At 39.8% G+C, this 16,421-nt stretch carries 13 protein-coding genes; 7 read left to right on the forward strand and 6 right to left on the reverse strand.

Annotation, left to right across the window (positions count from 1 at the left end; all coding sequences use genetic code 11):
- Positions 1-43: 43 nt before the first annotated feature.
- The 5 genes from ACX0HA_RS06455 to ACX0HA_RS06475 form a co-directional block, all read right to left on the reverse strand.
- On the reverse strand, positions 44-2,449 hold the full coding sequence (locus ACX0HA_RS06455; RefSeq protein WP_458844455.1) for an alpha-ketoacid dehydrogenase subunit alpha/beta: 2,406 nt from the start codon (positions 2,447-2,449) through the stop codon (positions 44-46).
- Positions 2,450-2,630: 181 nt separating this feature from the next.
- Positions 2,631-5,426: a gluzincin family metallopeptidase gene (locus ACX0HA_RS06460; protein ID WP_458844456.1), complete on the reverse strand. Its 2,796-nt coding sequence runs from the start codon at positions 5,424-5,426 to the stop codon at positions 2,631-2,633.
- A 136-nt stretch (positions 5,427-5,562) separates the two neighbouring features.
- The gene (locus tag ACX0HA_RS06465) at positions 5,563-6,285 is read right to left on the reverse strand and encodes an LOG family protein (RefSeq protein ID WP_458844457.1); all 723 of its coding nucleotides are present in this window, start codon (positions 6,283-6,285) and stop codon (positions 5,563-5,565) included.
- A 34-nt stretch (positions 6,286-6,319) separates the two neighbouring features.
- On the reverse strand, positions 6,320-9,151 hold the full coding sequence (uvrA, locus tag ACX0HA_RS06470) for an excinuclease ABC subunit UvrA (RefSeq protein ID WP_458844458.1): 2,832 nt from the start codon (positions 9,149-9,151) through the stop codon (positions 6,320-6,322).
- A 102-nt stretch (positions 9,152-9,253) separates the two neighbouring features.
- Positions 9,254-9,934, reverse strand: coding sequence for a hypothetical protein (locus tag ACX0HA_RS06475; protein WP_458844459.1), 681 nt, complete (start codon positions 9,932-9,934; stop codon positions 9,254-9,256).
- Between the two features lie 63 nt (positions 9,935-9,997).
- Between ACX0HA_RS06475 and ACX0HA_RS06480 the strand changes: the two genes are divergently transcribed.
- Positions 9,998-10,474, forward strand: a complete 477-nt coding sequence (locus tag ACX0HA_RS06480; protein WP_458844460.1) for a GyrI-like domain-containing protein — start codon at positions 9,998-10,000, stop codon at positions 10,472-10,474.
- A gap of 120 nt (positions 10,475-10,594) precedes the next feature.
- Complete coding sequence (locus ACX0HA_RS06485; protein WP_458844461.1) at positions 10,595-12,217, forward strand: ABC-F family ATP-binding cassette domain-containing protein; 1,623 nt, start codon at positions 10,595-10,597, stop codon at positions 12,215-12,217.
- Positions 12,218-12,285: 68 nt separating this feature from the next.
- Here the strand turns inward: ACX0HA_RS06485 and ACX0HA_RS06490 are convergent, their stop codons facing one another.
- On the reverse strand, positions 12,286-12,456 hold the full coding sequence (locus ACX0HA_RS06490; RefSeq protein WP_458844462.1) for a hypothetical protein: 171 nt from the start codon (positions 12,454-12,456) through the stop codon (positions 12,286-12,288).
- Between the two features lie 185 nt (positions 12,457-12,641).
- On the opposite strand from ACX0HA_RS06490, the gene pyrR reads away from it, so the two are divergent.
- The 5 genes from pyrR to pdxH all read left to right on the forward strand — a co-directional run bounded on the left by pyrR (position 12,642) and on the right by pdxH (position 16,326).
- Positions 12,642-13,175 (forward strand): bifunctional pyr operon transcriptional regulator/uracil phosphoribosyltransferase PyrR, encoded by a 534-nt coding sequence (gene pyrR / locus ACX0HA_RS06495; RefSeq protein ID WP_458844463.1) that lies wholly within the window; start codon positions 12,642-12,644, stop codon positions 13,173-13,175.
- Between the two features lie 24 nt (positions 13,176-13,199).
- Positions 13,200-14,129, forward strand: coding sequence for an aspartate carbamoyltransferase catalytic subunit (locus ACX0HA_RS06500; RefSeq protein ID WP_458844464.1), 930 nt, complete (start codon positions 13,200-13,202; stop codon positions 14,127-14,129).
- Positions 14,130-14,251: 122 nt separating this feature from the next.
- A complete protein-coding gene (locus ACX0HA_RS06505; protein WP_458844465.1) occupies positions 14,252-14,584 on the forward strand; it encodes a ribonuclease Z in 333 nt (110 codons plus the stop codon).
- 71 nt (positions 14,585-14,655) lie between these two features.
- A complete protein-coding gene (locus tag ACX0HA_RS06510) occupies positions 14,656-15,564 on the forward strand; it encodes a ribonuclease Z (RefSeq protein ID WP_458844466.1) in 909 nt (302 codons plus the stop codon).
- 117 nt (positions 15,565-15,681) lie between these two features.
- The gene (gene pdxH / locus ACX0HA_RS06515) at positions 15,682-16,326 is read left to right on the forward strand and encodes a pyridoxamine 5'-phosphate oxidase (RefSeq protein WP_458844467.1); all 645 of its coding nucleotides are present in this window, start codon (positions 15,682-15,684) and stop codon (positions 16,324-16,326) included.
- Positions 16,327-16,421: the final 95 nt, after the last annotated feature.

Here is a 16,421-nt window from a genome sequence, read left to right on the forward strand (position 1 = left end):
AACATATGTTGGGCGTTTTTATATTCTGAATTAAACTAACGGATTAATACAATTTAGGGAATTCATTTGGTTTAGCTTCGTGCATTATAGCATATACTTTTTCGAATACATCTTCAACAGATGGTTTTGAGAAGTAATCACCGTCAGTTCCGTAAGAAGGGCGGTGTGCTTTAGCTGTAAGCGTTTCCGGCTTACTATCAAGATGTTTGTATGCATTTTGTTCCTCAACGATCTGCTGAAGGATATAAGCCGAAGCACCTCCCGGTACGTCCTCGTCAATCACTAATAACCTATTTGTTTTAGCTACACTCTGAACAAGATCGTGGTTAAGGTCAAATGGTAGAAGCGACTGTACATCGATGATCTCGGCGTCGATACCTATCTCTAAAAGTTCTTTTGCAGCCTGTTCCACAATGCGCAGGGTAGAACCATAAGAAACAAGCGTAATATCTTTACCTTCTTTAAGTGTTTCAACAACACCAAGAGGTGTCTTGAATTCCCCAAGATTAGATGGCATTTTCTCTTTAAGGCGGTAACCATTAAGGCATTCCACCACAAGAGCAGGCTCATCGGTTGTCAGAAGTGTATTATAAAAACCGGCAGCTTTAGTCATGTTCCTTGGAACAAGTACATGTATACCACGGATAGCGTTTATTATCATTCCCATTGGTGAACCTGAATGCCAGATACCTTCCAGTCTGTGGCCACGGGTCCTGATGATTAGTGGTGCTTTTTGTCTTCCTGCGGTCCTGTATTGCAGGGTGGCAAGGTCATCACTCATTATCTGTATTGCATAAAGCAAATAGTCAAGGTACTGAATTTCAGCTATAGGGCGCAGGCCTCTCATAGCCATACCAATTCCTTGTCCAAGGATGGTCGCCTCACGTATACCGGCATCACACACACGGAAATCTCCGTATTTTTCCTGCATGCCTTCAAGTCCCTGGTTTACATCTCCAATGTTACCACAGTCTTCACCAAAAACAAGTGCTTCAGGATATTTACTGAATATAACATCGAAGTTGTTACGCATTACCATACGGCCGTCTGCATCTTCAGTCTCATTGTTATACTCCGGAAGTACTTCTTTTACATTAAGAGCATTCTTCTCAGATTGTGAGAACAGGTGTGAGCTGAATCTTGGCTGTGTTTTTTCGGTATAAGTTGTAATCCATTGTGCAAGCGTATCTTTACCATTCTCTTTTACGATAAGGCGAAGTATTTTTCTCGCAGTAACCAAAAGGTCTTTTCTTATTGGCTCTTTGATGCCCGAAACTTCGGTAACATATTTGTCAATGAATACTTTATTCGGACTCTGTGCTGCAATACTGTTAAGCAATGCAACAAGTTCTTTTTGTTCTTCTTTTATTGGGTTTACATAAGCAGACCATGCCGCTTTTTTGCCTTCCAAAACATCTTTTTTGGCCTGCTCATCTATAGCATCAAGCTCTTCGGCTGTAGCCATACTGTTTTCAAGCATCCATTTTTTCATCTGCGCGATACAGTCGTATTCACCTTCCCATGCAAGACGGTCAGCATTTTTGTAACGCTCATGCGATCCTGATGTTGAGTGACCTTGCGGTTGAGTCAACTGATGAACGTGCATCAGTACCGGTACATGTTCTGTACGGGCAATTTCAGCAGCTCTTTCATAAGCCGAAACCAGTTCAGGATAATCCCATCCTTTTACTTTGATGATCTCATAGCCTTTACCATTCTCATCTCTCTGGAAACCTTTAAGTATTTCAGAAATGTTTTCTTTGGTGGTCTGGTAGCGTGCATGTACAGAAATTCCATATTCGTCATCCCAAACGCTGATAACCATAGGAACCTGTAGTACACCCGCAGCATTTATAGTTTCAAAAAACAAACCTTCAGAAGTACTTGCGTTTCCAATAGTACCCCATGCAATCTCATTTCCGTTGATTGAGAAGTTGGTTTTATTTTCAATACCCGTTACATTACGGTATATTTTTGAAGCTTGTGCAAGTCCAAGAAGTCTTGGCATCTGTCCTGCGGTAGGAGAAATGTCAGAGCTTGAGTTCTTTTGCTGCGTAAGGTTTTTCCAGTTGCCGTTCTCATCAAGGCTGTGTGTAGCAAAATGCCCGCCCATTTGCCTTCCGGCAGACATCGGATCGTGATTAAGGTCACTATGTCCGTAAAGGCCTGCAAAAAACTGTTGTATGTTTAGCTGCCCAATAGCCATCATGAAAGTCTGGTCTCTGTAATACCCCGAACGGAAGTCGCCATTCTTAAAAGCCTTAGCCATTGCAAGCTGTGGTACTTCTTTTCCGTCACCAAAGATTCCGAACTTGGCTTTTCCGGTAAGCACTTCGCGTCGGCCTAAAAGGCTGCACTCTCTGCTTGTAATAGCAATTTTATAATCGTTCAGTACCTCAGTCCTGAAGTCTTCAAATGAAATCGATTTTTTTGTTTCTGTCTCTGTCATAAAACCGGTTTAGGTAGGAGTACAAATTTAAGTAAAAGAATGACATATTATAAAAACATGCGAAAAAAATGATTTCGTTTTTCATAATAAAACTTTGACTCAGTATGCTTTGAGTGATTTTATCTTAATGAAAACACAGAAAAAGTGTTTTTTGTGTAATTTTTCAGAAGAAAATTTGTTCTTATAGCCATTTTCTGGTGAAGAGGCCAACCAAGGTTCCCGGGCTAATTGTTACTACAAAACGTATCCTTTCCTCATAATTTCCGAGATTTGGTTCAAAACCATTGCTTGAATATATCGGAAAATATAACTCAAAGTAGTCGGGAAGAAGGTTTAAGCGTATACCACTATCGTATACAAACTCTGCATCGCTGTATTGATTTTTGATTAATCCGACATCACCATACACTTCTATCCAGTTCCAAATATTAAAACTTGCATTAGCTGTAGTCATCCATTGGTTGGCATAACGTGTGTCCAGCTTGGACTTGAAACCGCCTTCGGCCATAACATATTGCTGGCTAAAAAGCCCCGTAGTTTCTGAACGGCCGTAGAAGCTGTAATCAAACATATAATCAGTAGGCCTGTCGAGTCCAAAGCTGAAGAACTCAGAAGTTGTATTGCGGTAAAGAAATGTTCCTGCATACAATCTTAGGTTGATACGCCTGTTGTCGTTAAACAATCTCCTGTATTGTATTTCTCCTGATATCTTTCCGAAAGAGCCTGAAAGCTGCAGATCGGTGAAAAAATTATAATGACGTATTATTTCTGATTCAAATCTGCTGTATCGCAAGTTGAATACAGAATAGTTTTCATTTTGCTCATCAGTATCGATGTAATATGACTTTTCGCGATTTACCAATACCTGTCTAACTAGAATGCTTTGTTTCTTGTTTTCCCTGTAATTGTCTTCACGAAGCCTGAAAAGAACCGAAGGGGTGAATTTAAGATAACGTGCATCGGGAGCGTAGTGATAGGTAGATCCTCCAACGGCATAGCGTACACTGTATAAGGAATTGTCACGTATATATTGATTAAGCAATAAGGAGAACGAACCAATAAGTTCACCCGTTTTAATGGAGTAGGTAGGTTCAAGATCAAAAATAAATGGTTTATCTAACAGTGATTTATTATGAACCCTGAATCCGGGAGAGAATCCATCATAAATATTAAAGCTAAAACTGGGTACATAGAAAATCTGGTTATAGTAAGGGTCTTCTATATCCTGAAAGAAGGTGAATTTTAAAGGCTTATTATTAGGAAAGAATTTGTCCAGTCTTCTCCAATTGTTACGCCTGTTATATTCCGGTATTTCATTATTGTAATTTAAGGCCAGTCTGTCCACATCCATTCGGGCAACGGTAAAGGTGCTGTCTATTTTAATTTCATCGAGCCACTGCTTAAAAACGATCTTTCCTTTTTTAAGTCCGTATAATGATACAGGTACTTTGGCTTCGGTCCTGTTCCTAACAGTAATTGTCAACGAATCTTTTTCTTCCTTAACTTTTGTGAATTTAAAATCGATGATATCGCGTGTGTCGACTACAGTTGTAAAAAACCAATCGGTTTTTTTTGTGGTTTTGCTGTTCAGTATCGACTGAAAATCATTCCTGTCAGTTATACTATTATCCAGGTTGAGAGTATAAAAATCAGTAATAGTTTTAGGCACGATGCTATCTCCCAGGTAATCATCAAGATAATATATACTAAGGCCGGCCCTGTACTTTCCGGCAATCTGCTCATTAAATTTTATGAAGGTATCTTTTGGGTCACCAATGGGCTGATCCAGGTTTTTACGTGCTGTTAATAGGTAAACATAGTTGTACTGTTCGTTAAAGCTTAGCTTGAATACTTTATGCCCTTTTAGAATACCCCAAGAGGAAAGCTGCCCCATCATTTTTCTGTCAGGATGGAATTGCTCAATGTATTTCATCATGAGTTCAATCTGGATACCATCATAGATCCAGTTGTCTTTTCTAGGATCCAGCTTAAGCGTATTTTTTAAATAGGTGTTCAGATAAGTCTTAAGGAATTTTATTTCATAGATAAATGAATCCGGATATGGACTTATAAATGCAGGGAGTTGATTTACGCCATAAGTCGGATTACGGTCATAATCAGCCTGTGTGACCATAATATTCTCATAAGGGTAAATACCAAGGTTTTTTTGAGCAAATTCAGCAATCTGGCTGATCAGCGTACCCTTCTGAATTTCAGTAATACGGTTTTCTCTTAGGTTACTGATTACAGTTCTGTTAGTGGTAGTAAAAGTTTCAAAACTATTCTGTTTTTCTAAAATAAGACCGAATCCCACGCGTTTTGTTCCCTCCAGTTCATATACCCATTTACCGCCTTTATCATATTTATCATGTTCTTTCAGGTCAGTTGCGACACTACTGCTTTTGGGTACTGTCAGGGTTACAAAAAAGTCGGAAACGGCATTGGCTATGTCGTCCAGGTTCTCATTGCTGTATTTTACAAATTCCCCATTTACATAACGTGCAGGGGTAAGGTACCAGTCTTTAAGATTGAGTACGCCATTCCTGTCGTCGTAACCAAACCTTGTAAAGCGGTCACTCGGAATTTTTACATGATAACTTAGGGTAATTTTAAATTGCTTTCCGGGATATATAGGTGCATTTAGACGGAGTTCTACAAGATCAGGATGTCCTTCCGGTCTTTGCCATGGAATCTGCACGCTATACAGGTCACTGACAGAATGTATGGTGGTATTGCCGCGCTCATCGTCGCTTGCCAAATGGAATGCCCTTACATATTCATCAGAAAAACGTTTTGCCAAAGGAGTATCTTTGGCAGAATATGCGTTGTTCCAGTCATTCAGGATAATTGAGGTTATTGTATCATTTGTCTGGTTATTGAATGTTATTTCCTGCCTGACAGTCAGTATTTTTTTATCAGTATCTGCTTCCACAAACAGCCTGTTAAGATGCTGGGCATGCAACTGTACCGAAGACATCAGTATAAATAAGAAAAATAACCGCGCTGTTATATTCAAACTACCTTAAGAGATTAACCTGTTAGACTTATATATATTTAGGTGCAAAATCAGGCGAATGGTTGCTTCGCCTGATGTTAAAATATACCGCAATATATTAAAAGTTCGGGCTAAGGCTATATTTTTTATAAAATGCATCTATAACCGCCACCACTTCATCTTCAGTATCTACGACTTTTATGAGGTTAAGGTCTTCAGGATTAGCATTTTTAAATTTGTCGATAAGCACATTCTTGATCCAGTCCATTAATCCGCTCCAATATTCCGTACCTACAAGTATAATAGGGAACTTAGCAATCTTCTTAGTCTGGATAAGGGTAATAGCCTCGAACATTTCGTCCAGTGTTCCAAAGCCTCCCGGCATTACTACAAATCCCTGCGAGTATTTCACGAACATTACTTTTCTCACAAAGAAATAGTCAAAGTTCACATTTTTGTCATGGTCGATATACGGATTGAAATGCTGTTCGAAAGGCAGTTCGATATTAAGGCCAACTGATGGGCCACCACCGGTAGCTGCACCTTTGTTGCCTGCTTCCATGATACCGGGACCACCACCTGTAATGATACCATATCCTGCACGGGTGATTTTCTCGGCAATTCTGTCGGCAAGTTGGTAGTATTTATCTTCGGGCTTTGTCCTGGCTGATCCAAAAATAGAAATACAAGGGCCAATCCTTGCCATGGTTTCGTAGCCGTTCACAAACTCTGCCATTACCTTAAAGATAACCCATGAGTCATTACTGCGTATTTCGTGCCATGATTTTTGTTTCAGGCTTTCATTAATCCATTCGTCGTCGTTTTCAAACTTTTCTTTCATGGCTTTTCAACTAAATAATGAGTAAAACAGATTCCTAAGATAGTTCTTTTTTAAGGAATTGTGCAGTATAGCTTTTCTTGTTTTTAACTACTTCTTCAGGCGTTCCTTTGGCAATAAGCTGCCCACCGCCTTTACCACCTTCATAACCAATGTCTATAATATAATCAGCCAGTTTAATAACGTCCATATTATGCTCTATAATAAGTACGGTATTTCCTTTATCAACCAGTTTGTTGATCACGTCCATCAGTACGCGAATGTCTTCAAAGTGAAGTCCGGTGGTAGGTTCGTCAAGGATATAGAAGGTGTTTCCGGTGTCTTTTTTGGAAAGTTCCGATGCCAGTTTTATACGTTGTGCCTCACCACCCGATAGGGTAGTGCTCTGCTGCCCAAGCGTAATATAGCCAAGCCCCACATCCTGTATAGTTTTTATCTTTCGGTAGATCTTAGGGATGTTCTCAAAGAACGGAACAGCCTCATCTACGGTCATGTCCAGTATGTCAGATATTGATTTTCCTTTGTAACGAATTTCCAGTGTTTCACGGTTAAAACGTTTGCCCTGACAGGTTTCGCATTCTACGTATACATCAGGAAGGAAACTCATTTCGATAACACGGAGTCCTGATCCTTCACAGGTTTCGCAACGGCCTCCACTTACGTTAAAGCTGAAACGTCCCGGTTTATAACCACGTATCATAGCTTCAGGCGTTTGTGTAAATAGCGAACGTATTTCTGAGAATACATCCGTATAGGTTGCCGGGTTTGACCTTGGCGTTCGCCCGATAGGTGACTGGTCAATATCAATAACCTTATCGATATGCTCAAGGCCTTCAATCTTTTTGTAGGGTTGCGGTTTCTTAACCCCGTTGAAGAAATGTGCATTCAGGATGGGATATAGCGTACCGTTGATAAGCGTCGATTTACCACTACCTGAAACACCTGTAACGCATATCATTTTCCCTAACGGAAGTTCTATCGAAACATTTTTTAGGTTATTACCAGTTGCGCCTGTAAGTTTCAGGGTTTTTCCGTTACCCTCACGGCGTTTTTCAGGAACTGCTATTTCTTTCTCACCGTTAAGGTAAGCCGCCGTTAGCGTATGCTCTTTCAATAATTCTGCCGGTGTTCCCTGGCTGACTATTTGTCCGCCAAAGCGTCCTGCAGCAGGGCCAATATCAATAACATAATCGGCGCGTTCAATCATGTCTTTGTCGTGTTCTACAACAAGTACCGAGTTGCCAATGTCACGAAGCGATTCCAGCGATTTGATAAGCTTTTCGTTATCGCGTTGGTGCAGACCAATACTAGGCTCATCAAGTATATACAATACACCTACAAGCTGCGATCCTATCTGGGTTGCCAGTCGTATACGCTGTGCCTCGCCACCCGAAAGCGTTCCAGAGCCACGATTAAGCGACAGATAGTTCAGACCAACATCTACAAGGAAACTAAGGCGTGCTTTGATCTCTTTTACGATTTCCATGGCAATAACCTTCTGTTTTTCAGAAAGGTTGCTGTCAAGGTTTTCAAACCATTCGGCAAGGTCTAATATATCCATAGCAGATAATTCAGCAATATTCAGTCCGTTTACTTTAAAGTAAAGCGATTCTTTGCGAAGCCTTGTGCCATTGCATTCAGGACACGGAATCTCATCCATAAAGTCTTTTGCCCAACGTTTCAGCGAAGCCGACCCGCTTTCGTCATGCTGGCTCTTTATGAAATTTGAAACCCCTTCAAAGTCAATTTTATATTCACGGTTTACACCCAGTGTTTTCGAATCGATGGTGAATTTCTCCTTACCACCGTTCAGTATCATATCCATGGCTTCCGTAGGGATCTTTTCAATAGCGTCAGTCAGCTTAAAGCCATATTTTTCGCCTATTATCTCGATCTGCTTGAATATCCAGGTGCTTTTATATTCGCCAAGTGGCGCAAAACCTCCCTGCTTAATGGTAAGCTTAGGGTTAGGTACAATTTTTTTAAAGTTTATCTCGTTAACGGTTCCCAAACCATTACAATGCGGACACGCCCCTTTAGGAGAGTTGAACGAAAAGTTATTCGGTTCAGGGTTAGGGTAAGAGATGCCCGAAGTAGGACACATCAGGTTACGGCTGTAGTAGCGCGCTTCATTAGTATCGTGCTCAATGACCATCATCACGTCTTCGCCGTGGTACATTGCAGTCCTGATGCTGTCGGCAAGGCGCTTATCGGTATCGGCAGAGGTATCAACAGCCATACGGTCAATAACCGTTTCGATATCGTGGTTCTTGTAACGGTCCAGCTTCATTCCCGGTTCGATGTCCTTGATTTCGCCATCTACACGCACTTTCAGGAAGCCCTGTTTTGATATCTGTTCAAAAAGTTCGCGGTAATGTCCTTTACGGGTACGAACAATCGGAGCAAGTATGGTAATGCGCTTACCGTCAAATTTCTCGATGATAAGGTCTTTGATCTGCTCGTCATTATAGCTAACCATCTTCTCGCCGGTAACATAGCTGTAAGCATCGGCACCACGGGCGTAAAGAAGTCGCAGGAAGTCATAGATCTCGGTAATGGTTCCTACCGTAGAGCGCGGACTCTTGCTTGTCGTTTTCTGCTCTATGGCAATAACGGGACTAAGGCCGTCTATCTTGTCGACATCAGGGCGTTCAAGTCCTCCAAGGAACTGACGCGCGTATGCCGAGAAGGTCTCGATATAGCGGCGCTGCCCTTCGGCATAAATGGTGTCAAAAGCCAGCGACGATTTCCCTGAGCCCGAAAGCCCGGTAATCACAACAAGTTTTTCACGCGGTATGGAAACATCTATATTCTTAAGGTTGTGCGCACGGGCGCCTAACACTTCTATATATTCGGTAGTATCTAGCATAGCAGTTTTGTGCAAAACGCAAAGGTACTCATTTTTAAGCAGTTTTTATATATAGGTGAGGGGTAAGGAATTGTTAAAGTGAGGAGTGAAATGATATACTTATTATTCTATAAGTATATGGATATCTCTAGGGCTTTTGTCAAAGCCGTTTGCAATTATATGATAAATCAGAAATTCGCGACCTGAATCCATTTTCTCAAGTTCATCTAAGATTTTTTTGTCAAATTGGTTTCCTATGATTTCAATTTCTTTAATAATTTTTTTTCCGTTTTTAGAGATAATTCCAACTGTAAACTTTCGGACTATACCATCGAATTTACTTCCAAAATGTCCATCTAATCCTTGAATTTCATAAATGAAATTTTCAAATTTAAACCCGATTATGGCGTTTTTCAATTCATTTATATTTGCCTTTACAATGCAATCAATTCCACCTTTACCATCAATTGTTCCATAGGCACTACCAAGATTTTTAATGTAAAACTTTTTATATTCTTTTTTTTTCGTCCCATCATTCAGCGTAATATCAATTTTAATATCAAACTCAAGACCTGGCACTTGGGTAACTATAAGAGAATAGTTTCCAAATTCATCTAATTTTTTTAGTGTGCCTGTTGAAGACACTTCGAATGATTTAGCATTAGGGACACCTATTTTTATATAATTTTCAACATTTCTATAAACGGTATTTGCTTTTTCGATAGAAACTACTGATGCATTATAATCATTTTGACAAAAAGAAATAAATGGTAGTAAGACTAGTAGGTATATTGCGTACTTCATAAATTAGTATTAACATTACGAATTTACTTGTATTTTGTTGAATTAACAATTTCGTAAAACATTATGACCCCAACCATACAAACCATCCCGTCCAAAAAACTTATCGGCAAATGGCTAACCATGACCTTTGCCGAAAACAAAACCTTTGAACTGTGGAGCAGCTTTATGCCACAGCGAAAATCAATTACTAATACCATTAATCCCGAGCAGATGTATTCGCTGCAGGTGTATGGTAAGGATTTTTTCACTCCTTTTGATCTCAAGGCAGAATTTATAAAATGGGCAGCACTCGAAGTGGCTAATACTGCTGTTGCACCTGATGGTATGGTTGTCTTTACAATTCCTGCCGGTCAGTATGCGGTGTTTCACTACAAGGGCTCACATAATAATGGTTTTGATGTGTTCAGTTACATCTTTGGTGAATGGCTGCCTGCTTCGGGCTATGAACTGGACGACCGTCCGCATTTTGAAATACTCGGCCCTAAATACAAAAATGGCGATCCCGACTCGGAGGAGGAGATATGGATTCCGATTAAATAGTTGCAAAGTGGCAGAGTTGCAAAGTAATCAGTCTTGCCTAGAAATTTAATATCCTGCAACCATCAACCGACAACTGAAATACCAATTTTTTTCCGTACTTTTGCAAAAATTTTTCAGAAAATGCTATCAGTTTCAAATCTATCGGTTCAGTTTGGCAAACGTATATTGTTTGACGAAGTAAACACATCATTCACCCACGGCAACTGCTACGGTATTATTGGTGCTAACGGTGCCGGAAAATCGACTTTCCTTAAAATCCTTGCAGGTGATATAGACCCTACATCGGGGCATGTACACCTTGAGCCGGGGAAACGTATGTCGGTACTTAACCAGAACCACAATATGTTTGACGAGCACACTGTGCTTGAAACGATCCTGATGGGTAATAAAACCCTTTATGCAGTTAAAAAAGAGATGGATGAGATCTATCTTAAGCCTGACTTTTCTGATAAGGATGGTGAGAGGGTAGGAGAGCTTCAGGTGATATTTGAAGAAATGAATGGCTGGAATGCTGATTCTGATGCTGCTGCCATGCTTTCTAATCTTGGTATTGGTGAAGAATTTCATTATACACTAATGGGCGAAATGGACGGTAAACTAAAAGTACGTGTGCTATTGGCACAGGCACTATTTGGTAACCCTGACGTGCTTATTATGGATGAGCCTACCAATGACCTGGATTTTGAAACGATCTCATGGTTAGAAAACTTCCTTGCAAACTACGACAACACTGTAATCGTTGTATCGCACGATCGTCACTTCCTTGATGCTGTGTGTACACATATATCGGATATCGATTTTAGTAAAATAAACCACTTCTCGGGTAACTATACCTTCTGGTACGAATCAAGCCAGCTTGCTGCAAGACAACGTGCCCAGCAGAACAAAAAAGCCGATGAGAAGAAGAAAGAACTTCAGGAGTTCATTATGCGTTTCTCTGCTAACGTTGCGAAGTCAAAACAGGCTACCAGCCGTAAAAAAATGCTTGAGAAACTTAAAGTTGACGATATCAAGCCTTCAAGCAGAAGGTATCCTGCAATCATTTTCGACCAGGAGCGTGAAGCTGGTGACCAGATACTTAATGTAAAAGATCTTAGTGCATCTACAGACGGCGAGCTTCTTTTCAAGAATGTTGACCTGAATATGGCTAAAGGCGATAAGATCGTTGTATTCTCTAAAGATTCACGTGCGACATCGGCTTTCTATGAGATACTTAACGGTAACATGACTGCTGATAGCGGTACGTTTGACTGGGGTATCACAACTATACAGTCTTACCTGCCTGCAGATAACCACTCTTTCTTTGAGAACGACCTTACTCTTGTAGACTGGTTACGCCAGTGGGCTAAGACCGAAGAAGAGCGTGACGAGGTTTACATCCGTGGATTCCTTGGTAAGATGATCTTCAGTGGTGAAGAGGCATTAAAAACAGGAAGGGTATTATCAGGAGGAGAAAAAGTTCGTTGCATGCTTTCGCGTATGATGATGCTTCGTGCTAACGTACTAATGCTTGATGAGCCTACCAACCACCTTGACCTTGAATCGATCACGGCATTCAACAACTCGCTGAAAAACTTTAAAGGTTCGGTGTTGTTTACAACCCATGACCACGAGTTTGCACAGACAGTTGCTAACCGTGTACTGGAAATCACACCAAATGGCGTTATAGACCGTTACATGACATTCGATGATTACCTTGATGATGAAAAGATCCAGGAGCTGAGAAAGAAGATGTACAACTAATATAAAAAAATCCCGTAAGCATTATACTTACGGGATTTTTTATTAGAGATGATACCTAATCACTCTTGTTATTTTCTGAATCGGCTTATAAGCCATACGATAAGTACTATTACAGCAATTACAATTACGATGCCTACAGTCATTCCTGCCTGAAAGATATCGCCTATCACTTCGCAGCTTGTTAATAGTGTACTTAAGAACAGTGCTAAGAATCCGAGTTTAAATATTCTGCTTTGCATGATTTTTTGTTTTTTAGGTTATTACATTAAAGTTACTACTGCAAAAACAAGATTTTGTTAAAATTGAATCAATTGTAAAAACATTAAGATGTGAGGGTATGTAGAATAAGTCTAATTTATTCGGTTCATATTTTTTCTAAATCCATTTTTTACCTACTTTTACAATCCAAACACAATACCGCATTATGAGCCACAAAATATTGCTTACTTCAAGAGAAGTCAATATCATCCTACACCGTTTGGCCTGCCAGTTAATTGAAAAACATCTTGATTTTTCAGAGACCGTACTTATTGGGCTTCAGCCACGCGGACGTTTTCTCGCAGAGCGCATTAAACAATTGCTGGAACAGGAATATAACGTGTCAGGCATAGAACTTGGTTTTCTTGATATAACTTTCTTCAGGGATGATTTTCGCCGTTCAGACAAGCCTCTTGAGGCAAATAGAACCGAGATAGATTTCCTAGTGGAGAATAAAAAAGTGGTATTCATTGACGATGTCCTTTACACAGGCCGTAGCATACGTGCTGCGCTAACAGCGATACAATCATTCGGGCGACCGTCTGAAATTGAGCTGCTTGTGCTTATAGACCGTCGTTTTAGCCGCCACCTGCCAATACAGCCTGATTATCGTGGGCGTCAGGTAGATGCGATCAACGACGAGAAGGTAAAGGTGTCCTGGGTGGAGAATGATGGTGAAGACAGTGTTTTTTTAATATAAGGCTTAACTGCAACAGTAACTACAATGAAAGAATTAAGCGTTAATCATTTATTAGGGATAAAATATATCAACAAGAACGATATAGACCTTATTTTTGAAACTGCCGATCAATTTAAAGAAGTAATTAACCGACCTATTAAAAAAGTCCCATCACTTAGGGATATTACTATAGCCAATATATTTTTTGAAAACAGTACACGGACAAAACTGTCTTTTGAACTGGCACAAAAAAGGCTTTCTGCCGATGTGATTAGCTTTTCTGCTGCACAGTCTTCGGTTAAAAAAGGTGAAACGCTAATTGATACCGTAAACAATATCCTTTCCATGAAAGTGGATATGGTGGTTATGCGTCACGAAAAGCCTGGAGCTGCTCATTTCCTTTCCAGAAATGTGAATGCAAGTATCGTCAATGCCGGTGACGGAGCCCATGAACATCCTACACAGGGTTTATTGGATTCTTTTACTATTCGTGAAAAGCTTGGCGGGGTAGAAGGTAAAAAAGTAGTTATCGTTGGTGATATCCTTCACTCAAGGGTAGCTCTATCAAATATATTCGCTTTGCAGATGCAGGGTGCCGAAGTTAAGGTTTGCGGACCGAATACACTTATTCCAAAGTATATTGAATCACTTGGAGTAAAAGTTGAACCAAACCTTCGCAAAGCATTAGAATGGGCTGATGTAGCCAATATGCTAAGAGTACAGAACGAAAGGCTTGATGTGAATTATTTCCCGTCGACACGTGAGTATGCACAACAGTATGGAGTGGATAAAGCATTACTGGATTCATTGGATAAAGAAATCGTGATCATGCACCCGGGCCCAATTAACCGTGGTGTTGAGATTACCAGTGATGTTGCCGATTCACAGCAGTCGGTTATCCTTGAGCAGGTTGAAAATGGAGTAGCAGTAAGGATGGCTGTCATTTACCTGCTGGCCTCAAAAATTAAACAATAATAAGTTTTCAGTCACAGTCACAGTTTACAGACTGATAATATTATAAAATATTCTGAAGAGAGTATCCGGTTACTATTCAACTTTGTAACTTAGCTACTCTGAAACTCAGTAACTCTAAAGGAATGAAAGTAGAAGAAAAAGGACATACCGTTATCATTAGAGATACCCAGGGAGATCTAAAAGCTTTCCTGGATAAGATAACTGCCGAATATAACAACTATAAAGAGCGTAACATTATCCTTGACCTAAGTCAGGATAAAGAAATAACATTAGAGATATTACTATCTTTTCTTGAATTGTCTAACAAGCACAGGAAAGCAAAGAAATCATTTGTAATGGTTGCTGCTGATATAAATTTTAATGATGTACCTGATGAGATGGTTGTAGTACCGACTGTTCTTGAGGCTAATGATATTATTGAAATGGAAGAGATTGAAAGAGATCTCGGATTTTAATCGATTATTTTTAAATTATAGTGGTTAAGGTTATGGGAGAACTTTAGACCCTAAATCTTAAACAAACCAGAATGAATTTAACCATATTAGGCTGTTATGCCGCAACTCCGCGAACCATGACCAATCCTACATCGCAGGTGTTGGAAATGAAGAACAGGATGTTCCTGATAGATTGCGGAGAAGGTACTCAGGTGCAGTTAAGAAAGCATAAGCTTAAATTCTCACGTATTAACCACGTATTTATATCACATCTTCACGGTGATCATTTCTTTGGCCTTATCGGTTTGATATCTACTTTCTCATTGCTTGGACGACAAACTGACCTTCATGTTTACGGACCAAAAGGCATTAAGGAAGTTACACTGCTGCAATTGAAGCTGTCTGCGTCATGGACTAGCTACAACCTGTATTTTCACGAGCTTGAAAGCAAAAACTCTGAAGTTATCTTTGAAGATGATAAGGTGATAGTGAGTACTATACCGCTAAGGCACAGGGTTTATACTAACGGTTTCCTTTTTCAGGAAAAGTCAGGAGATCGCAAACTTAATATGGATGCTGTAAATCAATACGGTATTGAAACCTGCTATTATAACAAGATCAAAAGTGGCGGCGATATGACCCTTGAAGATGGAAGGGTAATTCCTAATGAACTTCTTACCTTTGACCCTTATCCAGCAATGAGTTACGCCTTTTGTTCAGATACAATGTATGAAGAAAGCATTGTTTCGGTAATCAGGGATGTTGATGTTTTGTATCATGAAAGCACATTCCTTGAATCAGAAGCGCATTACTGCGAAAAGACCATGCACTCAACAGCAAAACAGGCTGCTGAAATCGCTGTGAAGGCTAATGCAAAGCAACTGATCTTAGGCCATTATTCTACACGATACGGCTCTATAGAGCCTTTTAAAGAAGAAGCAGAAACAGTGTTTGCCAATGTACATTTAGCCGATGACGGTAAAGTTCTCGAGTTCAATTAGATACTCGATTATTTGATCGTTCTGTTTTTTGAAAATGATATCATAAATTTGTAAATGCAATCGTGATTTGGCATAGGCTTGAAAATCAAAATATCCAATCATCAAACAATCCAAAAAATGACAGACTTAAGCAATTACCGTCGTTCCTACGAAAAAAGTGAGCTTTTAGAAGGTAATCTTCCCGAAGACCCAATTAACCTGTTTAAGAAATGGTTTATTGAGGTTGAAGAGTTTGATGGGCCGGGAGAGGTAAATGCTATGACTGTCTCCACCTTTGGCCTTGATGGATTCCCTAAAAGCCGCGTAGTACTGCTAAAGCAATATACGTACGAAGGTTTTATTTTTTTTACCAATTATGACTCTGAAAAAGGAAAGGCAATCGCTGTCAATCCTAAATTATGTTTATCTTTTTTTTGGGAAGGAATGGAGCGCCAGATAATCATTAAAGGGATTGCAGAGAAAGTGTCTGAAAATATATCCGATGGTTATTTTGAAAGCAGGCCTGATGGCAGTAAGCTGGGGGCTATAGTCTCACCGCAAAGTCAGGTTATACCTTCAAGGGATTTTATTGAAAACAACCTGAAAGAATTGGAGAAGCAATTTGAGGGTAAGGAAATCGTTAGGCCACAACATTGGGGAGGTTTTCTGGTAAGACCTGTCGAGGTTGAATTCTGGCAGGGCAGGGCAAACCGTCTTCATGACCGTATACGATATACATTATTGAAAGATTTTTCGTGGAAAATTGAAAGACTTGCTCCATAAATTAGAATTTTAATACGTTTTTAACATAATTTATGGAATAGGGTAAGTTTTATTTCGGATATTTAATATACTGATACATAACTATTAAACCCTTG

It is taken from the genome of Flavobacterium hauense (assembly GCF_054457175.1).